Annotated in this window: 14 protein-coding genes; 6 read left to right on the forward strand and 8 right to left on the reverse strand. The window is 51.7% G+C overall.

All coding sequences use genetic code 11. From position 1 onward, the window contains the following. The first annotated feature begins 19 nt into the window (after positions 1–19). Positions 20–2,875 carry a hypothetical protein gene (locus tag AB1656_21585; GenBank protein MEW6237989.1) on the forward strand — a complete coding sequence of 952 codons (2,856 nt, stop codon included), beginning with the start codon at positions 20–22 and terminating at the stop codon, positions 2,873–2,875. Between the two features lie 48 nt (positions 2,876–2,923). Here AB1656_21585 and AB1656_21590 read toward each other — a convergent pair whose 3' ends face one another. Continuing rightward, positions 2,924–3,529 carry a DUF1349 domain-containing protein gene (locus AB1656_21590; protein MEW6237990.1) on the reverse strand — a complete coding sequence of 202 codons (606 nt, stop codon included), beginning with the start codon at positions 3,527–3,529 and terminating at the stop codon, positions 2,924–2,926. A 306-nt stretch (positions 3,530–3,835) separates the two neighbouring features. On the opposite strand from AB1656_21590, the gene AB1656_21595 reads away from it, so the two are divergent. The 4 genes from AB1656_21595 to AB1656_21610 all read left to right on the forward strand — a co-directional run bounded on the left by AB1656_21595 (position 3,836) and on the right by AB1656_21610 (position 9,013). Further along, a complete protein-coding gene (locus tag AB1656_21595) occupies positions 3,836–4,867 on the forward strand; it encodes a hypothetical protein (GenBank protein MEW6237991.1) in 1,032 nt (343 codons plus the stop codon). A 250-nt stretch (positions 4,868–5,117) separates the two neighbouring features. Beyond that, on the forward strand, positions 5,118–5,750 hold the full coding sequence (locus AB1656_21600) for a (2Fe-2S)-binding protein (GenBank protein ID MEW6237992.1): 633 nt from the start codon (positions 5,118–5,120) through the stop codon (positions 5,748–5,750). A gap of 4 nt (positions 5,751–5,754) precedes the next feature. Continuing rightward, entirely contained in the window at positions 5,755–8,004 is a 2,250-nt protein-coding gene (locus AB1656_21605) for a xanthine dehydrogenase family protein molybdopterin-binding subunit (GenBank protein MEW6237993.1), read from the forward strand. A gap of 4 nt (positions 8,005–8,008) precedes the next feature. Further along, a complete protein-coding gene (locus AB1656_21610; protein MEW6237994.1) occupies positions 8,009–9,013 on the forward strand; it encodes a xanthine dehydrogenase family protein subunit M in 1,005 nt (334 codons plus the stop codon). Positions 9,014–9,072: 59 nt separating this feature from the next. Here the strand turns inward: AB1656_21610 and AB1656_21615 are convergent, their stop codons facing one another. From AB1656_21615 to AB1656_21640, 6 genes are all read right to left on the reverse strand, one after another. After that, on the reverse strand, positions 9,073–10,368 hold the full coding sequence (locus tag AB1656_21615; protein MEW6237995.1) for a nucleoside hydrolase-like domain-containing protein: 1,296 nt from the start codon (positions 10,366–10,368) through the stop codon (positions 9,073–9,075). Between the two features lie 251 nt (positions 10,369–10,619). Then, complete coding sequence (locus tag AB1656_21620; protein MEW6237996.1) at positions 10,620–11,036, reverse strand: response regulator; 417 nt, start codon at positions 11,034–11,036, stop codon at positions 10,620–10,622. 6 nt (positions 11,037–11,042) lie between these two features. Then, positions 11,043–12,137: a HAMP domain-containing sensor histidine kinase gene (locus AB1656_21625; protein MEW6237997.1), complete on the reverse strand. Its 1,095-nt coding sequence runs from the start codon at positions 12,135–12,137 to the stop codon at positions 11,043–11,045. A 164-nt stretch (positions 12,138–12,301) separates the two neighbouring features. Next, a complete protein-coding gene (locus tag AB1656_21630) occupies positions 12,302–15,538 on the reverse strand; it encodes a CusA/CzcA family heavy metal efflux RND transporter (GenBank protein ID MEW6237998.1) in 3,237 nt (1,078 codons plus the stop codon). 25 nt (positions 15,539–15,563) lie between these two features. After that, positions 15,564–17,168: an efflux RND transporter periplasmic adaptor subunit gene (locus AB1656_21635; protein MEW6237999.1), complete on the reverse strand. Its 1,605-nt coding sequence runs from the start codon at positions 17,166–17,168 to the stop codon at positions 15,564–15,566. Beyond that, a complete protein-coding gene (locus AB1656_21640; GenBank protein MEW6238000.1) occupies positions 17,165–18,499 on the reverse strand; it encodes a TolC family protein in 1,335 nt (444 codons plus the stop codon). Before AB1656_21640 ends, AB1656_21635 begins: the two co-directional genes overlap by 4 nt. A 606-nt stretch (positions 18,500–19,105) precedes the next feature. On the opposite strand from AB1656_21640, the gene AB1656_21645 reads away from it, so the two are divergent. Beyond that, positions 19,106–21,037 carry a methyl-accepting chemotaxis protein gene (locus tag AB1656_21645; protein MEW6238001.1) on the forward strand — a complete coding sequence of 644 codons (1,932 nt, stop codon included), beginning with the start codon at positions 19,106–19,108 and terminating at the stop codon, positions 21,035–21,037. Between the two features lie 6 nt (positions 21,038–21,043). Here AB1656_21645 and AB1656_21650 read toward each other — a convergent pair. Beyond that, a partial coding sequence (locus AB1656_21650) for a hypothetical protein (GenBank protein ID MEW6238002.1) occupies positions 21,044–22,003 on the reverse strand: 960 nt, incomplete at its 5' end.

The raw sequence follows: 22,003 nt of genomic DNA on the forward strand, positions 1-22,003 counted from the left end.
GAAAGTTTATGAAACCGATTTGATTCGATACCCAGGACCTTGGGCGTTCGATTTGGGTAAATCGGGGATCATTCTGGTAAACGACCAGGACTTGGATGATTTGACCGATCCCGACAAGAAAATTGATCTGAGCACGTCTTTCGACAAGCGAGTGGAAAGCCTGCGCGACGTTTGCGAGAGGGCGAAGGCTCATGCTCACCCTACGCTGTACATTGCGTTCGATCAATTTTTTCGCCAATACCGTCCCGGCCAAGAGACTCCCCGCAAACTGACGCCCGATATGGACGAATACATCGAGAAGATGGCCAAGATCGCCAAGTTCGCCGAGTCCTACGGTTTGGGATTGGAACTGAGTCTGCTCAGCCCGCTGGAAGTGGGAACCGCATATACCCAGCGCACGGGCGAATCGGGTAAATGGTTGCACTACCGCAAAGGCCTTCGCGATACGGAGACCGGCGCCTACAGCGTACAGCTCTGGCAGCAGAAAAAATGGGCTAACAACAAAGGCGCTATCCTTTTGGAGGATGCGGGCGAGCGCGTATTTGCTTTTAGGGAGCGCCGCCTCGCTGGGACGCCATACTTGGCTGTCGATCCACAATCGATTGTTGAAATCACATCCACCGCCAAAGTGGAACGCTGGCCGGGCATGGCGGAGGATCGGGGGGATTACCGGGCGGAGCGCATTCGCGTTTACGGGGAAGGTATGACGGATATCGGCCCGCTTAATCGGGTTCTGGTCGTACAGCAATATAAAACGCCGGAGATGGATTACTTCATCGTAAACGCCTATCCCTTTTTGGAAAGCCTCGTCAATAAATACGTCGATGCGGGCATTCAACTCAACGCCCTCTATTCCGACGAAATGCACATCCAGCAAGATTGGGGATATTTCAGCCACCATGACAACGGCGAGTTCGCCCTGCGGTATGTCAGCGACGGATTCGCTAAAGCCTTCGCGGACGCTTATGGGGACGAATACCGCGATTTCGCCAAGTATATGATCTTTTTCACTGAAGGACAGGAAGACTACCGCAACGACATGCAGGCCAAGCAACCCTTGCAGCATGTCTTCGGCGGATCGGTGGAAGACATCCGCCGCACGGCTTTGTTTCGTTCGCGCTATTACCGCTTCTTGCAGGATAAGGTGGTCGAACTTTTCGCCAAAGCCAAGCAACATGCGGAAAAGCGATACGGCCGCCTGCTTTATTCCGTGGCTCACGCCACCTGGGCGGAAAGCCCCACCATCGATCTTTGGGACGGCGGGCAGGGACATCGATACAGCACGAATTACGAGTATACCTCCGATTTCGTTTGGTCGGAGACAGTGCACCAGGCGGCGTCGGCATGTTACGACTATTTTCGTTGGGGAGACTTTTTGACCGGCAACGGCAACGACCATTGCGAATGCGGATGGCTCGACCGCAATTACACCGGCATCGCCCTGGCGGCGTCCACGGGAATCATTAACGACATTCCTCTGTCTTATGCGGCGCATTGGGGGATGCCCAACGAGCTGAGCCGCCGGAGATCGTCGCTGGTCAGCGCGGCGGGAGCGTCTGGCGCTCCCGCCTTCTCGATCATTCAGGACGGGCAACACCGAGACGTGGACGTGTTGACGCTTTATCCCATTGATCTTGTAGCGGTGGACGAACATTTCGGCAGTTGGATGACGCAATACGCTTACGCCAACTATATTACTCAATCCAAACTGCTAGAGATGGGACAAGTTCAAGACGGAACGATCGAGTTAGCAGGAAGGAAATTCACGACGTTGACTGTCGCCTTCGAACCGTTTCCTTCTCATCGTTTGATGGACATGATCGAACAATTCTCCGCAACCGGCGGCCGTGTAGTTTGGTGCGGCCCGCCGCCCATCTTGTCGCGGGAAGGAGAGGCGACGCTCTCCCGCTGGCAAGACCTGTTTGGAGTGGATTACGATCCCGGATTGAATGAAGGACGAATTGCTGTAGGCAAGAAAGTTGCTTTCAGCGGCCTGTTATCGACGATCGAGCCGCAGATGATTATGACCCATTTTCTGGTCGATCGTATTTACCCCGTCTCGCCGCGCGATGCGGCGCAAACGGTCGCGTCCGTACAGAAGCAAATTGTCGGAACGCATAAGAAATTGGAGAACGGCGGTTCGTTGACGTTTCTGGGATTTCGTCCGCGCGACGATCAGGCGCAGAGCTTGGGATACGACATTCGAACCTGGTTCGATATCCTTACGGCTTTGGGCGCTTATCCGGCCAGCGGCAAGTTTTCCGGCGTTAACGACAATACCGAATATATTTCCCGAATGTCGGATTACTTTGTCAATCGTTTTCCCAACGGCGCGATCGGATTGGCTCCTCATTTAAAGACCGTGGAAGAAAACTGGAGCGGCGGATTTGCGCGCAACGAAGAACGCGACCGGCAGTATCTGGAGAAATTCCCGCCGCCTTCGGAAGCGATTCATTTGGAAGCGATGAAAATCAACGGCCATGAAGTTACATATGATGGAAGCCATGTCGTCTCCTATCGAGTAAACAATCATGGCGAATTACTCGCCTTCGCCGGGCATGATTGCCAATCGATTACGATAGACGGCAATAGTTATGCTTTCGCTGACAAGCCGATACCCTCGATTGCGTTCGCGCTGGTTACGGAGAATCGGCGCGTTCATGGCGGAGCGATCTATTTAGCGCAAATTCATGGAATTGGGGAAGTCCGTTTTCCCATCGCCTCGGCGAACGGCGAACTGGATTGCATCGCCGAAGGCGCCACGCCGGGCAGCCGGGGCGAAGTCGTGGAACATTCGTTTAAAGACGGCATTCTAACGCTGAATATCACTCCAGCAAATCAAGGGCGATGGATCTACATTTTGGGGAAAGAATGAGACTTTAACCTTTTCCCCTCTCGCAGAGGAAGAAGACTTGATGCTTTTTTATTCTCCCGAACGGAAATCGGAGATGGTTTGCGGCGAGATCGAAAATGACCGGAAACAAACCTTGCAACCAAAAGAAAAAGGCGCTTGGGCGTGGATTCCAACCATGACTTTCGCAGAAATTTCCATCATGAACATGCGCGCGAATCTCCATTTTATTCCGTCAAGACTGTAATGCATTACGAACAAGCTGCCTTTCCTCGTTAGCCGCAGATAACACTCGGGGGATGTCACAAGTTCGCCGTTGCAGTCATCGGACCACGGATTCGTAACGACCGTGACGATCGACGTTTCACCGATGGGACTGCGCTCCAGGCAAAGTTTAGCCCATTGCGTTTCACTGACGCGAACGGTCAAGGCGGCGGCATCGCCAAAATCTACAAGTTCGGCTCGCGCATGAGCAATCGCCGTAAAGTCGCCGGTAAATTCTTTGTAGAGAAGAGAACCATTGTCGATCGGCGTTCCGCCGTAGGGCCTGAAAAAATCGCTCGGCATCGGAGGAACGATGCTCAATCCATCGTTGTCGATTTTCCATTCCTGCGGCTCGTAAAGCCACTTTAAACCATTTTCAAGTTTTCCGTCTTTACAATCTTTAAGAAGATCCATTTTATTTCTTTCATAGGTAACCATCGATGCCGCCAATCTCACCACCATGATAGAAGCAACCGCATAAATTTAGAAGAGAATGCTCAACGGATCGTTTCAGCGAAAAATAACCCTTGTCTCATCCAACCGAATGATCTATACATACGCCATTGCCCGGTTGCATACTTAGACGGCAAACCGTTGGATGACTCTTTTGCCAGGCAGCCGTTTCGAAAGAGAATTCAAATGGACAATGATATATAGGTGCAGATAATGAAAAAGATCGTTTTATTATTTTTCGCATTTTGTTATGGGCTGATATCAAGCATGGTTCCTTGCGCATCGGCGTCAGACTCGTCCAACGGCTTTGCTTTTACGGATAAAGTCGTCCTCGCCTATTACTATATTTGGTTTCAGGAAGACAATTGGTTGAAGACTTCGAGCGAGGGTGAAAGTAAGGAAAGACTGGAAGGCCTGCATCCGCTAGTGGGCGCCTACAACTCTTGGTACCCCGCCATTATTGAAAAGCACATGCAGCAAATGAACCGCGCTTTGATTGACGCATTGGCCGTATCTTGGTGGTATGACGAAAAGCCGAACGGACCGAACAACATTCTGGACGCCATCTTCGAAAAAGCCGTCGCGCACAACCTTAAGATCACGATCGATTTCGAGCATGGACGGTCTCCTATGGAGACGGTGTATCATGACCTGTTTTATTTTCTGAACAAATATAAAAACCATCCTGCCATGTTGAAAGTGGAAGGGCGGCCGGTCGTCATGGTCTGGACGGCTTGGGGACATACGCCGGATGAATGGCGAGATTTGTTCGGAAAACTGGAGCAAGCGGGAATTGACGCCTTTCCCATCATGTCCGGCAGCTATATGAATGGCGAAGGGAAGAAATATTTGGGGCCGTTCCGTTCGCTGGAGGAATATACGCTTGTCGATGTCGAGGATTGCCAATTGGCGGACTTCATGAAGACCATGCGCGGCCATATCGATGACTACAATAACGCTCAAGGATTCAAAAACGGCAAACCGGCGCAGCATCACGCCACCATTTCGCCCGGATACGACGAAACCCGAAATCCGGGACGCAAGACTAAAAATGGGGGCTTTGCAGGAGCGGGATGGAAAGATCGAACCAAGTTTGGAGTGAATTACCCGGACGATCCGGTTGGAGCCTATTATCGGGGAACATTTAAAGCGGCGATGGCTTCCCATCCCGACTGGCTGCACATCTCCACATTCAACGAGCTGGCCGAGTTCAGCCATATTGAAGCCACGTTCGAGCACGGGTACGCCTATATCGACCTGACGGCGGAATTCGTCCGGATGTTCAAGAACCGGAAATGACTGAAATCGCCGATTGCCTTCAGTCATCGAAATGCTGGATTGTTGGCGCTGATGGCGCATCGCCATACCGCAACGGCGCAATCCAGCGTAAACCTATTCCTTTTTTTAAAAAGATTTGAAACGATATTAAAAAGATTTTGTGGTATGATAAACCCATTCGATTTCGTGGTTTTACCTAAAAATCTGGGTTTTTACAATATGTTGTTTTAATAATGGAATTTTTCGTATTCTTCATAGGAAGGAGCGGTTTATGCCCATGAAACACGAGGGAGAATCGAATCACCCGCTTTCTCGCCGGTCATTCATGAAAGGTTTTGGAACCAGTATGGCGGCATCCGCCATTACCGGCGGATTGGCGGCGGTCGCCGAACGTCCAAGTCAAGCGGCGGAAAGCGGCGCGGCATTGGGGCCAGACGCCGTACCCATGACCCTGACTGTCAACGGCAAGGCCTACGATGTTATGGCGGAACCGAGGGAAACTCTACTGGAGGTTCTACGAAACCGCTTGGACATCACCGGCCCCAAGCTGATCTGCGACAGGGGCGCGTGCGGCGGGTGCACTGTCTATCTGGACGGTAATACCGTCTACGCTTGCATGATGCTCGCTATTGAAGCCCAAGGCCGCGAGATCGTAACCATCGAAGGTTTGGCGAGCGGCGGCGTTCTGCATCCGGTGCAGGAAGCTTTTATGGAGGAAGACGCCATGCAATGCGGTTTCTGCACGCCAGGATTCGTCATGTCGATGGCGGCGGCGTTGAACGCGAATCCTTCCGCCAGTTTAGAGGAATTGAAAGAAGGCGTCTCCGGCCATGTGTGCCGTTGCGGGACTTACGCGCAAATCTTCAAAGCCGCCGAAACCGCAAAGCGAAAGATGGGAGGGTGAGATCATGGCGAAAACCGTAGCGGTTACGATTGGACATGATGGATTAATCCGCGACGTTACCTATTCCGTTGCCAACGACGAACCTGGCGTATGGGGAATGGGATACGATTTCTCAGTGGTAAAAAACAAACGCATTCCCCGCGTTGATTCTCTGGAGATCGTTACCGGCAAGGCCAAATACACGCACGACATTAATCGCCCCAACATGCTGCACGCCGTGATGGTTACTTGCCCTTACGCTAAGGCCAGCGTCGGCGCCATCGATCTTTCCGATGCGCAGAATATGCCGGGAGTAGTGGATGCGCGGTTGGCGGGGCAGGGGAAAAACGCCCAATATGCTGGGCACTTAGTCGCCGTGATCGCCGCCGAAACCCCTCAGCAGGCGATTGACGCCGCCCGCAAGGTGAAAGTGAGCTACACGCAACAATCTTTCGCAGCGGCTGCGGGTCCAACGAGCAGAGACGTTGGCGAGAATGTTCCGCAATCCGTCCAAGAAGGGCGCGTATCCTTCGTTTCACCCTCCAACCGAGGAAATGTCGACAGCGGTTTCAACCAGGCCGACGCCATTCACGAAGCCGTCTACGAAACCCAAGTTACGCCCCATTGTACTTTAGAGACCCACGGTTGCGTCGCCGAGTGGAACGGCAACCAGTTGACAGTGTGGATTAGCACTCAAGGGATTTGGATGAGCCAACAAGCCTGCGCACGGGCAGGAGGAATATCCGCTAGCCAAACGCGGGTAATCTCGGAATACATGGGCGGCGGTTTCGGCAGCAAATTGCAGACGGAAGATTTTACCGACCTTTGCGTCAAGATGGCGAAGGATACGGGAAGACCGGTGAAATTCATGGCTTCCCGTTACGAAGACCTCGTCCGTTGCGGAAACAAGCCGGGCAGCCGCCAGACCGTACGCATCGGAGGGAAAAAAGACGGAACTCTGACAGCCATCGACGCGCAATGCGTCGTCATAACCGGATACAGCGGTTCGGATAGTTACTCCGCACCCTATCATGACGGGTACGACTGCCCTAATGTCCGAGTCAGCGAATCGACCACGCGCCTGAACGCGGGCGCGTCCCGCGCTTTCCGCGCTCCAGGACGTCCGCAGGGAACTTACGCCCTGGAGATGGCCATTGAAGAATTGGCGGTCAAACTGGACCTCGATCCGGTCGAATTCCGCATGAAGAACGTGGGCGCCAGCGAACTGGACTGCCGACTGCACGCGCTACAAGCGGGCGCGGAACGATTCGGCTGGAGTGAAAAATTCAAAAAACACGGTTCCGAAACGGGAATTCTGCGGCGCGGAGTAGGATGCGCCATTACTACCTGGCCTTACTTCGCCGGGGCGGGCGGCGCGACGGCCCGTTGCACGCTCTACCCAGACGGCGGCGTGGAAATCGCCAATTCGTGTCAGGATTTGGGAACAGGCATCCGCACCGCCATAGCCGCCGCCGCTGCCGAAACGCTTTGCATTGAACTGGAGAATATCAAAGTTCTCGTCGGCGATACGCAATTGGGATTGGTGGGACCCATGAGCGGCGGCAGCGTTACTACTTCCAACGTCGCACCGGCGGTGCGCAGCGCTTGCTTCAAAGCGCAACGGCAAGTTTTCACTGTCGTCGCGCAGAAATGGGGAACCGATCTGGATAATATCGTTTGCAAAAACAGCGTAGTATCCACCCTAAGCGACCCGAATCTCTCCATGCCCTGGCGCGATGCGGCGGCTCTGATGGGCGAGGATCCCATCACGATCACGGCGCGAGACCTGGCGCGTCCTACGGTGCGAGGCGTCGCCCTTGGAACGCAGATGCGCGGCGCGCAATTTGCGGAAGTGGAAGTCAATACCGAAACGGGACGGGTGCGTTGCTTGCGTATTGTGGCGGCGCAGGATTGCGGCATCGCCATGGCGCGGGCGCAGGCGGAAAGCCAGATTTGCGGCGGGGCGATTATGGGACTCAGTTACGCTTTATCCGAAGACCGCATCCTCGACAATATGATGGGACGGCCGATCAATGCCAGCATGGAGACCTACAAGCTGCTAAGTCCCGTACAAGCGCCGGAGATCGAAGTGGTTTTAATCGACGTGTACGATCCGGTGAACAATTGCAGCGCTAAGGGATTGGGCGAACCTCCCCATATACCCACCGCCGCCGCCGTTGGCTGCGCCGTATACAACGCCTTGGGCGCGCCGGTGCGCTCGCTTCCCATTACGCCGTATAAAGTATTGCAAGCCTTGAAGAGAAAGGAGGGCTGAACCGATGAACAAATTCGAATATGTACAAGCGCAATCCATCGAGGACGCCTATCAGCGTCTTGGGAACGATTACTCGTCGGTCAAAATCATGGCGGGGGGAACGGATCTGATCGGCGAAATGAAGGAACATATCGCGCAGCCGCAAACCATCGTCAGCCTCTCCCGCTTGGATTCATTAATAGGAATCCGGGAAGAAAGCGCTTCGATAAGAATTGGCGTATTGACTCCTCTCTCTGAAATCGCTCGTCATCCAGTCATTCGTGATCGGTACGCGGCGCTGGCTCAAGCGGCGGCTTCGGTTGGCTCTCCTCAAATTCGTCATGCGGGAACGTTGGGCGGAAACCTTTGCCAGCGCCCGCGCTGCTGGTACTACCGCGACGAGCAATACAGCTGCTTGAAGAAAGGCGGATCGATCTGTTATTCCATTGCGGGGAAAAATAAGTACCACGCGGTTCTTGGCGGGGGGCCGTGTTTTATCGTTCATCCCTCCGATTGCGCCCCGGCGTTGGTCGCCTTGGGCGCGAGTGTTTCTATCCAGGGCGCCGATGGGCCGAGAGCAATGCTCCTGGAAGATTTTTTCGTCCTGCCGCAAACGAATTTCCTGCGTGAAAACGTATTGAAGTCTCAGGAAATCGTAACGGAGATCGAAATTCCGGCGATGCCGTTGAGAAGCGCATACATCAAGTTCAAGGAACGCGACGGTTTCGATTGGGCGCTGGCTTCGGCGGCGGCGGCGCTCGAAATCAAAAATGGAATATGCGAGAAAGCCAGCCTGGTTTTGGGTGGAGTGGCCCCCGCGCCCTGGCGGGCGAAAAAGACGGAGGAATTTCTGCAAGGCAAAACCATCGATGAAAGCATTGCGCGGCAGGCGGGCGAACTGGCGCTCGACGGCGCAATACCGCTTTCCGACAATCAGGAGAAAGTCGATATCGCCAAGGCGATCGTCAAGACGGCGATTTTGAGTCTGAAAGAAGGTACAACCGTAATCCAGTCGCCGTATTTATATTAATAACTCATGTTACACAGCCTGGGAGCGCGGGCGTCTCGCCCGCAAGTTGAAAATTCGGATTACTGAATCCATTTCAAACGTCTTTGCCAATGGCGCAAGATGTCTTTGCGCCATTGATTCATCGTTTTCGCGCCGCAGTGTACTCCTTCTTTGAGAGATGGATCGAGGAGGTCCGTCCACCAGAAGCGGTGTTCTTGTTCGTAAGGACGGCGGCCGAGCGTTCCTTCGCTCACGACGGTTAATTGGCCGGTTTTTCCATTCAGCCACGGATGGGGATTTTCAATTTCGTACGACTCTATACCCATGCTTTTCGGGCATAGGCGAAAACGATATATTCCATCGCCAACGTAATAACCGTCGAACCGTTGATCGTTGATTTTTACCTTGAATTGAACCTTGTCCGTAACCGGTCCCCCATCGGGACCTTTTAGATTGAATTCGACGACGGAAAATGTTTCGACTTGATCGCTGATGGTTGTATGCCGGTCGAAGACGAATTTCGGGCGATATCGAACCGGTCTGAATCTTCCTCCCCAGCTGTCCAAAGTGGGATTCTCCGGCGTTCCATAAAAAAGATAGGTTACGGCGGGAGTGTCTCCCATTTTGATCTCTCCATCCCGGAAATGGCCGAAATAGTTACCCAAGGCGCCATGTCCCTTGATATGGTTTTGGTAGAACGATAGATTTCCTAAATCACCGCTTTGATCGCCCCCATTAAAGAAACCGCGATACGTCGAATTGTTTTCCACAATCCACAAATCGGGAAAGTTGCGTTCCACGTAATCGAAAGCGTTGACGCCCCATTTTTTGTTCGGACCTCCGATAAAAATCACGCGCAGTTTCGGCAAAATCTCCGGCGCGTCATGCAACGCCTGCGCAACGTCTTCCAACAGCCCCCACGTCAGGATATACAAGGGGCGCGGATCGTCTTTTTTCGCGCAGGCGGCAATCCATTGGGAGCCTTCGGTCGGAGTACGATAGCCTCGGGAAGGAGCGATGTCGATAGCACCCTGTTTGGAGATCGACCGCAAGTAATCCGGAGTCGGAAACCGGTCGGAATGAGCTTTCAACTTAGGATAATCTTGTTCATATCGATCGATGACTTGCAGAATATGTTCTTTACGGCCTTCTCCCCACGGAGAGGCAAGGATTCCTTCGATATCGAACAAATCGGAATAAGCCAAAAAGTGAATCATGGACTGAAAATCGTCCGGATCGCTTCCGCCAATATCCGTGGAGACAATGGTTCGATACCGGTCGCCTGCCAACGCTCCATGTTCGAAATCGGCGGCGCAAGCTATAAAGCAATAATGGAAAAATCCCGCCGCAAGGAGCGATTTGATTATAATATTCAACAGTCCTTCTCCCTAAGCGTATTTTCGCGGAGGTTTCTCCATAGGATTCGGATTTACAGTTCGCGTTTCTTCCATACTTTATATATGGCAGGATAAACTAAAAGTTCAAGAAGGAAAGATGTCGCCCCTCCGAGCAGCTAAAGGAAGAATTACTGGTTGTTTCAAGTGAAAATCTACGAATTTCTTAGAAATTTCATCTCCAAGATGGTTCTTTATTTTCCGATTGCGGCAGTCGGTATTAATCGTCGTATTTATGGTTCCGAATGAAACAATTGTTTAACAGTCGCTAAAAGCGTTTCTTTATCGACTGGTTTTTCAAGATAAAAATCCGGAACGGGAACATTTTCCGGTTCTAAAAGAGAATGGATAATCGTATTCATATCTTTGTCATTCCTCGTCAATCCCGTAATTATAATGACGGGGATATGTTGATACTTTGCGGTCGATTTGATTTGACGATAAAACACGATGCCCGATTTCTTCGGCATTTGGATATCGAGAGTGATGGCATCCGGAGTCCATTCGTTAATTTTCTTCAGCGCTTCCTCGCCATTCAAAGAGGTAACAACCTCGTATCCCTCGGACGATAAAAAAATTTCCAATAAGGACGTAAAATCAGGCTCGTCATCTACGACTAATACTCGTTTGGCTCTTTCGCAATTCTTCATAATTGTTTACTCCTTCTCCTTAGGGATGGAAAAATAGAATTTTGCGCCAACATTTTCTTGGCTTTCGCACCAAATGCGGCCGCCATGCGCCTCGACCGACAATTTACAAAAGGCCAATCCCAGTCCGGTCGATTCGGAGTCGGAAGCGGTATGGCCGTAATGATATTCATGATAAAGCGACGGCAGGATATCGGAAGGTATTCCCTTGCCGTTGTCCTGACAGGTAAAAATAATGCTAGCGTTATCAGGCGAGTTGTACGCATCGATTTGGATATGCGTTTCTGGAGAATTGTGTTTAAACGCATTGGACGCCAAGTTGGAAATCGTTCTGCCAATTAAATGAAAGTCGCAATATACGGTTGATAATTTTTTATGCTCTTCTCCGATATGAATTCTCTCTTTCTGATTGGGCAAAGGAAAATCTTTCAATACGCGATCGAAGAGGGACTGAATGGAATGGAATGACTTTTGAATCGATTGGCTTTTTCGCAAGCGCGTCAATCCCAATAAATTGTTGATGGTTTCGGCGATATATTTCGCTTGACGATGAATGCGCGCCAGTATTTCCAGAAGAGTGTCGCGGATATTTGAGGGATTGGATATCTTTTCAAGAGACAATTCCGTAAAGCCAATGATGCAATTTATATTGGTCTTTAAATCGTGGACTAAAAACTGGGTTGCGCGCCGGTTTTCCTCTTCCAATTCCACCAAGATCCGGTTTTGCTTTTTCAATACTTCCGTCTGTTGTTCCAATTGAAGACGATATCTTTCATTTTTGTCCAATTCTATAGTTAAATCGTCTCTTTGATTTTCTATAATATTTCTGAAGTAACCTGTCGTCATCATTATCGACGATCCAACAAGGGCGAATAATAATCCCATGGGAATCATTTCCGGTTGAAACGAATGTAAAAGCGGACTCCAGATATGGGGAAGAGAATGAGCATAAGGAGTATGGGCATAGACTGGATCCAAAAAATGAAAAATGACCATGGAAATCGGATGAAGGAAAAAATATCCCAGCAAAAAACCGCTCCCTGCACTCCAGGCGGCGGAATAGATGCGTCTTCCGGGTAGAATCCGATAAACGGGATTTGACATGATTTTCATTCTCTTCATGCATACATTGCGGCTTCGTCTGCGATTCGATTGCGGATTGCGCCTCAAAAAAAAGGAAACAACGGTTCGGTTCACTTGATTGTCTTGAGTAACAATCGTTTGCATTCTCAATATCTAATCTAAGAGCGTCACCGTAAAATTCGGATTTACAGCTCGCGTTTTTTCCATACTTTATAAATCGCAGGATAAACTAAAAGTTCGAGAAGGAAAGAAGTCGCTAATCCTCCGATCATGGGAGCGGCGATGCGCTTCATGACGTCGGCTCCGGCGGACATCGACCACATGATTGGCAATAATCCCATAAACGCCGCCAATACCGTCATCAGTTTCGGACGAACGCGCTTGACGGCGCCGTGAATCAGCGCTTCGTTTAAGTCGGCGGCGTTCCGCAGGCGCCCTTCCCGGCGCGCTTCATCCAACGCCAGGTCGAGATAGAGGAGCATGAAGACTCCCGTCTCGGCGTCCAAACCCAATAAGGCGATAACGCCCACCCACGCCGCAATGGAAACGTTGTAATCCAATACATAAAAAATCCATATCGCTCCAATGGCGGAAAAGGGCACGGCCAGCATGACGACGATGGCTTTAAAAGCGGATTTGGTATTGGCGTAGAGCAAAACGAAAATCAGGGCGAGCGTAACCGGAACTACGATCTTCAAATGCTCGCGCACGCGCAGCATGTTCTCGTACTGGCCGCTCCATTGAAGGACGTAACCGGCGGGTAAAGGCAGTTTTTCCCGCACGATTCGTTTGGCTTCTTCCACATATCCCCCAATATCGCGGCCGGCGATATCCACGTAAACGTATCCCGCCAGAAAACCATTTTCATCCCGCAGCATGGCCGGACCGGAAACCAGTTGAATATCCGTAAGTTGCGCCAGCGGAATTTGCGCGCCGCTCTTCGTTGGAACCAATACCCGCTTCAAACGGTCGATGTCGTCCCGCAGTTCTTTGGGGTAGCGCAAATTGACGGGATAGCGTTCGCGGCCTTCGATGGTCGTAGTAATATTTTCTCCGCCGATGGCGCTGACGATCATCATTTGCACCTCATCGATCGTCAGGCCGTAGCGGGCCAATTGATCCCGCCGGGGAATGAAATCGACGAAATAGCCGCCCGCGACGCGCTCCGCGTAAACGCTGCGAGTTCCGGATATCTCGCGCAGGATCATTTCCAGTTGACTGCCGATATTCTCGATTTCCTTTAAATTATCGCCAAAAATTTTTATGCCGATGGGCGTGCGAACGCCGGTGGTGAGCATATCGATTCGCCCTTTGATGGGCATCGTCCAGGCGTTCGTCGTGCCCGGAATGCGCAACGCCCGATCCATTTCGTCAATCAAGCCTTCCCAGGTTATATGTTCGGGCCAAATCCGGCGCAGGAAAGGCTTTACCCATTCCGGCGCCGAACGCGAATACCATTGTTCTTGGCGCCGCCATTGATCTTCCGGCTTGAGGACTACCGTGGTTTCCATCATGGAGAAGGGAGCGGGATCGGTCGACGTATCGGCGCGCCCCGCTTTGCCGAATACGCTTTCAACTTCGGGAAAGCGGCGAAGAATGCGATCCTGCGTTACCAACAATTCTTGCGCCTGAGTAATGGAAATTCCGGGCAGAGTCGTTGGCATATACAAGATTACGCCTTCGTTCAGCGGCGGCATAAATTCGGAGCCAAGTTGAAAATAGACGGGAAGACTGACAGCCACCATAGATAAGGCTATTAAAATGGTTATTTTGGGAAAACGGAGCACGAGGCGGCACGCCGGTTCATAGACGAAATGCAACGCCCGGCTGATCGGATGACGTTCTTCCGAATAATAGGTTCCCACGAAAATGCGGGTGAATATCCATGCCAGCCAGCGCGGGCGAAAAGTGAAGGGATCGATGCGCGCGAACATCATGCGCAACGCCGGGTCGATGGTTACCGCAAGAAGCGCGGCGATAAACATGGCCAGGTTTTTGGATATCGCCAGCGGCTTGAAGAGACGCCCCTCCTGCTCAACCAAAGCGAAAATGGGGAAAAAGGCGACGGCGATGACCAGCAACGAGAAGAAGACCGAGGGGCCGACCTCTTTCAGCGCTTCCAAACGGACGGCGTGGAAATCGCCTTTACGGCCTTCGGAAAGCCAACGGTGGATTTTGTTGTAGGCGTTTTCCACCTCCACGATTGCGCCGTCCACGAGAACGCCGATGGATATGGCGATTCCCGCCAGCGACATGATATTGACCGTAACGCCCATAAAATAAAGCGGAATGAAAGATAACAACACGGAAATGGGAATAGTGATAATAGGAACAATGGCGGATGGAATGTGCCATAGAAAAATAACGATCACGATCGATACGATAATCATTTCCATGGTTAATTCGTGCTTCAACGTTTCGATCGCGCGAGTAATCAGGTCGGAACGATCGTAAGTTGTGGCGATGTTTACTCCTCTCGGCAAGGAGGGTTCGATATCTTTCAATTTTTGCTTGACGCGTTGAATGACGTTCAACGCATTTTCGCCGTGCCGCATGACGACGATGCCGCCGACATGATCGCCAAGTCCATCCAAATCCGAAATGCCCCGGCGCATTTCCGGGCCGATTTGGACTTGAGCGACGTCTTTCAATAAAACGGGAATTCCATTCTCTCCGGTTTTCAAAACGATCTGTTCGAAATCGCTCGTTGAATGGGCGTAGCCTCGCCCTCGCACCATAAACTCCGTTCCCGCGTATTCCAAAAGCCGCCCGCCGACTTCGTTGTTGGAGGCTCGTACCGCTTTCACAACTTCATCCAACGGAATCTGGTAGGCGGCGAGCCGGTTGGGGTCGACTGTGATCTGATACTGTTTCACGAAGCCGCCGATGGAGGCGACTTCCGCTACGCCGGGAACCGATTGCAAGGCGTAGCGAAGCGTCCAATCCTGAAACGAACGCAGTTCGTCCAACGAATGGGAATTCGTCGAATCCACTAAAGCGTATTGATAAACCCAACCTACGCCGGTAGCGTCCGGCCCTAGTTCCGTCTGCGTTCCTTCGGGCAGGCGCGAAACGATTTTGCTAAGATATTCCAATACCCGCGACCGCGCCCAGTAGATATCCGTTCCATCTTGAAAAATCACGTAAACATAAGAGAAGCCGAAGTCGGAAAAGCCGCGAATGGCTTTGACTTTCGGCGCTCCCAACAAGGCTGTAATGATGGGATAGGTAACCTGATCTTCGATAATATCCGGCGAACGATCCCATTTGGAATAAATAATGACTTGCGTATCGGATAAATCCGGCAGCGCGTCCAAACGGATTTCAGAGAGGATAAAAAACGCCAGCGCGCAAACCGCCACACCACCCAACAATACTAAATAGCGGTTATGGGCCGAAAATTCGATAACTTGCTTAATCATGAGCGAGGCTTTCTCGTCAAGGAGACTATTTCATTCCGCTTAGGGCGGCGCGGAGACGGGATTCGGAATCGATTAGGAAATTGGCTTTGACAACCACTTTTTCGCCCTCCTGCAAGCCGGAAAGGATTTGCGCTTTGCCCCCGCTTTTAACGCCTACTTTCACCTCGCGGGGCGTCAACGTTTCGTTGGTTTGTTTTACGAAGACGATCTGGCGCAAGCCAGTATCCATCACGGCGGAATCAGGGACAATGACGCCGTCTCCAGCTTGCGCTTCCAGCGTGATATCGGCGTACATCGAAGGTTTCAAAGACAGATTGGCGTTGGGAAAATCGAAGCGCACTTTCAATGTCCGGCTTTCCGGATTCAAGTAGGGATAGATATAAGATACAGTCCCTTCCAACCTCATTGTGGGATCGTAGGGAAATAAAACGGATGCCTTTTGTCCGATCTTGATCGAACGCGCCTCGAATTCGTAAAAGTCGGCTTCAATCCACACTCGCGATAGATCGGTAATGGAAAACAACTCCATGCCCGGTTCGACTTGATGGCCTTCGTAAGCATTTTTCGAGGTAACAAATCCGGAAACCGGTGCGTTCATCACGACGGAGCGTTGGGACTTGCCGGTTTTTTCGATTTCATTCAGAAAGTTCGGAGGCGTATCGAACAACAACAGCCGCTGCCGGGCGGCCTCCACGAGGTCTTGCCCGCCTCGGCGCACTTCGGGAATGGAAGATTGTTGGAAGCGTTTGGAAAACTCCAAGGCGCGCAAGTATTCTTGTTGGCTGGCGAGCAGTTCCGGCGAATAGATGGTCAAAATCGGACGTCCCGCCTGCACTGTTTGCCCCGTAAAATTCACGAAGAGTTTCTCGATATACCCCATGATTTTCGTATGAACATGGCGGATGCGGGTTTCATCCGCTTTTACGGAGCCGACCGTGCGGACATCGTACGTTATTGTTTCCCGCGTGGCTTCCGCGACTTGAACTCCCGATAAGAGGGCGCTCTCCTCGTTCAAGATAACGGGGGCCAATCCTTCGATTCCCGAAGCGGGAAGCCGCATTTCATCGGCGTAGACGGGGACATAATCCATGCCCATCGAATCTTTCGCGGGAACCGGCGAGGTGATCGTCGGATCCATGGGATTTCGATAGAACAAGATTTCATGCTGGGCCGCCTCGCCGGATTGGTTTGGAGGAGGGGAAACCGGCGCCGCCGTTGGTTCGGCGGACGGTTCTTTCATACCCTCCATTGGCGATTCGTGGGAATGATTCTGTTCGGACGAAGGCGATGGCGTCGGCGCCGGAGCGCCGGGTGCGGCTGTGGGAATGGGTTCCAACTTCATGCCGCATTTGGGACATCGGTCGTCGGGATTGTTTGATTTCACTTCCGGATGCATAGGGCACTGATATTTATACGCCGTTGGGATAGGAGTTTTTTCTTCGATAGGAACAAGTCTCATACCGCAGATAGGGCAGTCTCCTGGACGGTCGGAGATATAGGTAGGATGCATGGGGCAATGATATTTCGCCGCTTCGTCTTTGGTTTTTTGGCACGCCGCCAAAAACAGAAGAGAGGCGATTATCATGGCAGGAATGAGCCCAAAAACGATTTTATCGGTTCGCGCCTTCATGAGTTGGATTCTCCATTTTCCTGCGATTGGCTAAGCAAGGCGTCGAGTTCCGCCCAGGTTTTGAAGCGTTCCGCTTCCCGCCGCGCCAGTTCCATGCGGGCGTCAAGCCACATATTGAAATCCTCGACGACCGTAGAGAAATCGCCGCCGCCGGTGAGATAGGAAGCGCGGGCGGCGTCCAAAGCGGCGCTGGTCTGCAGCAAGATGCCTTCGCGGTAAAGTAAAATTTGTTCTTGCGACTTGTTCCACTCCGCCCGGAGGCGGACGATTTCGGAGCGGATCATGGCTTCGGCGCCGCGCAGTTCCCATTCCGCTTGCTGCAGATCGCGTTCGGCGGCGCGCAAGGAGGGCGATTGCTTCCATTTTTTCCAAAGCGGAAATTCGACATCCACCTGGAATGTAACAACTTCATCGAAGCCGCCGCGGGAAAAAGCGCCGATTCCTACCGTGAAATTGGGATTCAATTCCGAACGAGCCACTTCGAGTTTGCGTTTCGCGGCTTCTAGTTCCGCCTGTCTGATGTGGATATTCGGGGCGCTCTTCAACGCAATATCGGGGGAATCGAAAGCCGCGACTGGCGGCTCGGGCAGGATTGCGATTTCCGGAAGCATGGGATCGTCGCGCCGGTCGCGCAAGCGATTGATGTATGCGGACACAGTCTTACGCTCCGCCGCCAGATCGATTTCTCTTTCTTTGATCCGGGAAAGCTGCAACTGGATTTTAATGACCGCTTCCTGTTCCGCCGTTCCCGCGCTATAGCGCGAAGCGACGGTGGCGGAAAGCATCTCCAGTAATTCTTTTCCCATTGCCAACGATTTTTGTTCGTAATCAAGGGCGTAGAGTTGCGCATAGGCGACGCGCATTTGCAGAATCAGGTTGTTTTTCGCGTCCAGCCATTGCGCCACGGGGATGCGCGCTTCCGCTTCGGCGGCCGCTTTGCGGCTTTTCAGTTTGCCCGGATACAACAAACCCTGCTTGATTTGAACTCCCGCCATCGACATTTCCTCGTCGCCGATCGTGTAGTCCGGGAATCCGATATCTTGAACCATGAATTCCACCATAGGATCAGGCAAGGCGCCTTCTGGCGAAATCCGTTCCCGGGCGGCCAAAATGCGTTGTTGCAATGCCGCCAAATCGGGATTGTTCGCCAATGCTTCGCGGATGAAATCTTCGAGCGGCGGCGTTGGGTCGGCGATGGTTGGATGATGGGCTGAAGACGGCGATTCGCTGGTCGGCGCAATATTTCCATGATCGGTTTGCGGCCAGGCGAATGCTCCCATCATGAAAAACGCCATAAGCCAGGAAAAACGAATCCGTAAGCATTGAATCATGCCGGCATCCTTTCGGCTTTATCTTTTTGTCATCTGTTTATAATCATTATTGCTAATATTGCAACAAAAACTAGATTTGATAACGCTTTCTCTATATTATATATCGATGATCGGAGAGAACCAATTTTTTTACGATCAACGGCCATTAACGGCATCAACCTTTTTTCTTATTGCGACTGAATTCGAAGGGGATGGAAATCCAATTCTTATACATCCATGGGAGTGGAATCCGGGAGTGGATTTTCATCAAATTCATTATTAGCAGCAACTTATCGGCGATGGATCATAGGCCGCTATCCTATCCTCCGAGTATTCCTCATGGTCTCCTTGTTCGTTTTTTCTTAGCAAGCCCTACAGATAAGAAAATAAAGGTTCGCAAATTCCAGCCGATCCATCGTCGATTTTTTAAAAACGGATATCATTACTCGGAGAGCCTTGCGCAATATGATTTCACTCGAAAATTTTAGGGGAGAATTGAAAAGCGGACTTTAATCCTTTTGCTTGATGCGTAAAATTAATAAATTTTACGCTTGTTTTTTTTATCTGGAGATAGGGATAATCTATATCCTGTTTTTTTAATCTAATTTCATTGAAGGAGAATGGCTGATGTTACGATGGAAAGACATTAAACTGGGACGTAAGTTTGCGGTGGGATTTGGTTTGGTTTTGATCTTATTGATGGTCGTTGCGGGGTGGTCGATTTTGGGCATTGGAGGAATCGTCAAGAATGCGGGGCAAGTGATCGAAGGCAATAAATTGAAAAGCCAGATCGTGGAACGGATCGTAGATCACCTGAAGTGGGCCGAACAAGTAGCCAATTTTATCCAAAACGAAAACTCGGCCGAACTCAAAGTACAAACCGATCCTCGTCTCTGCGCCTTCGGCAAATGGTATCACGGCGAGGAAAGAACAAGGGCGGAAGAACTAATCCCGGCATTGAAGCCTATCTTGGCCTCAATTGAAAAGCCGCATAAGGATCTTCATGAATCGGCTATCGAGATTCAACAAAAATTCGTTCGAGTGGATAAGCAGTTGGGCAATTTTCTGCGCGACAAGAAAATCGACCACCTGAATTGGATGCACAATGTCAAAAACTCCATGTTGGACGAAACGGCGACGACAGTCTCCGTGGAATTAGATCCAACGAAATGCGGATTGGGGAAGTGGATGATCTCTCCCGAAGTCGGTATTTATAAGCAAAACGATCCCGAATTCGCCGCCCTATTAAAGGGCGTCGAAGAACCGCATCAAAAGTTGCATGAGAGCGCCCGCGCCATCTCAAGCTTCCTCGCTGAAGGAAGACGGAAGGAAGCTTTCGACTTTTACGTCGCCAATACGCAGCCTGCCGCTCAGCAAACACTGGGCGAGATCGATAAAATTTTAGTTTGGTATCAAGGAAAGATGGCCTCGATGGAAGAAGCGAGCCGCATCTTCACGGGAAAGACAACCCCGGCGCTGGCCGAAGTGCAACGGATATTGAATCAAGTGCGCGACTCCGTCACGGAAAACATTATGACGGACGAGCAAATGCTCGCCGCCGCCGACAAAACTCGCAAAGCCGTTATCGTCATCAGCGTTATTGCCATTGTTGCTGGAATTCTGCTTTCCATAGTCATCGCCAAGGGCATTATCGTTCCCTTGAAAAAAGGCGTATCCTTCTCCCAAATCGTCGCAGATGGCGATTTCAGCCGGAAACTTGAGGTGGATCAAGAAGACGAGATCGGCCAGCTGGCTCATGCGCTCAATCATATGTCCGCCAATCTCAGCGAAGTGATGATTGGCATCCAACAGGCGGCGGAGCAAGTGGCCGCCAGTTCGGAGGAATTATCCGCCGGATCCCAAAGCCTGGCCCAAGGCGCCGCCGCGCAGTCGAACAAACTGACGGATACGGCGGTCACAATCGATTCCCTAGTGCAATCCATCCAACATAGCGCCACAAGCGCCTTGGAAACTGACGGCGTATCTTCCCGCGCCGCTATTGAAGCCGATCAAGGCGGTCAAGCCGTCACGGAAACGGTAACGGCCATGAAACAGATCGCCGACAAGATTTCTATCATCAATGATATCGCCGATCAAACGAACCTGTTGGCCTTGAACGCCGCCATCGAAGCGGCGCGGGCGGGCGAAATGGGCAAGGGATTCGCCGTCGTCGCCGTGGAAGTGCGGAAATTGGCGGAACGCAGTCAAATCGCCGCCAAGGAGATCATCGATTTGGCGCAAAACAGCGTCGGCAAAGCGGAAGAAGCAGGACGATTGATTCTCACCGTCGTCCCTGGAATCAAAAACGCTTCTACGCTGGTGCAGCAAATCACCCTGCAATGCAGAGAGCAATCGGAATCCGCCGGTCAAATCAAGGAGATCGTTAAACAGCTCGAACAGGTTACGCAGGAGAATTCGTCCGTCAGCGAAGAAACGGCGACGGCCAGCGAAGAATTATCCGCTCAGGCGGTATCTCTGCAACAAATGATTTCCCGATTCAAAACGACGGATAGCAGGATGGAAACGCGGCAAGCCTTGCCTCCGGCGGCTCGTTTTTAGGATTGGCTAAGGATTCAAGTCCGCCTCCAAGACGGCGGTTTGCAGATAGTCGATAGCCAACGGCAGACAGTAACGGTCGTCCATCCATGAAGGATCGGGAACTTCGCCGCTTTGCAATCCCCGGCGATGGCGTGAAAGAATTTCCCATTCCTTCATGGCGAGAAAAGCGAAGGGATAAAAGTACTGCGTTTGGCGGCTGGTATGGCGGTAATCGAAAGAACCGTTGGCGAAAATCTTGCCATCGAGAAAACGGAACGCCGCCGCCATCGCTTTCTTCACTCTCTCGTCTCCCGCGTGAAGATAGTATTTCGCCAGACAGGAGAGGGTGATCGTCAGATAGCCGATATCGAAACCGCCGTATTCCGCAAAATACCCTAAAGCGTCCTGCCGATCGAGAACGGCGTCCATTCGCCGGCGGGCGTCGTTCTCGATGGCGGCGTCTTGAAGCAGCTCGGCGCTGAGGCGCAAGGCGACGGCGGAAGCGGCCATTTGATTGAGGACGGCGGGATTTTCATGCCGGGCCAGCCAGGCGCAGGCTTTGCGGATAGAATTTTCCGGCGCAGGGCAAGCCAGAAGGCGGCAGGTTTCCGCCGTTGCGTACAGCGTGAAAGAAGTAACGCAGAACGAACGTTCGAAAGGCCAGTATTCGTCGAAACTGCCGTCCCGCCGCTGGATATTCTCCCAAATGTTGACGGCGGCGCAAGCCCATTCTTTCACTTGCTTTTTTTGAAAAAAGCGGTTTTGGGGATGATTGTACATATAAAGCAAAGCAAGAAATTGGCTTGCTTCCTGAAAGCGGGAATTGACGAAATCCACCTGGCGATAATGCCAATAATAACGGTCGAAACAGCCGTAAGTGGGAGAATCCTTGTCGCGATCCCCCAATCCTAATAGACGGCAAGCCTGAGAAAGGGCGATGCGTCCATATAATTCGCCGAATTGTATTTCTTCCATCCATGATTCTCC

It is taken from the genome of Candidatus Omnitrophota bacterium, from assembly GCA_040755155.1.
Taxonomy (GTDB): domain Bacteria; phylum Hinthialibacterota; class Hinthialibacteria; order Hinthialibacterales; family Hinthialibacteraceae; genus JBFMBP01.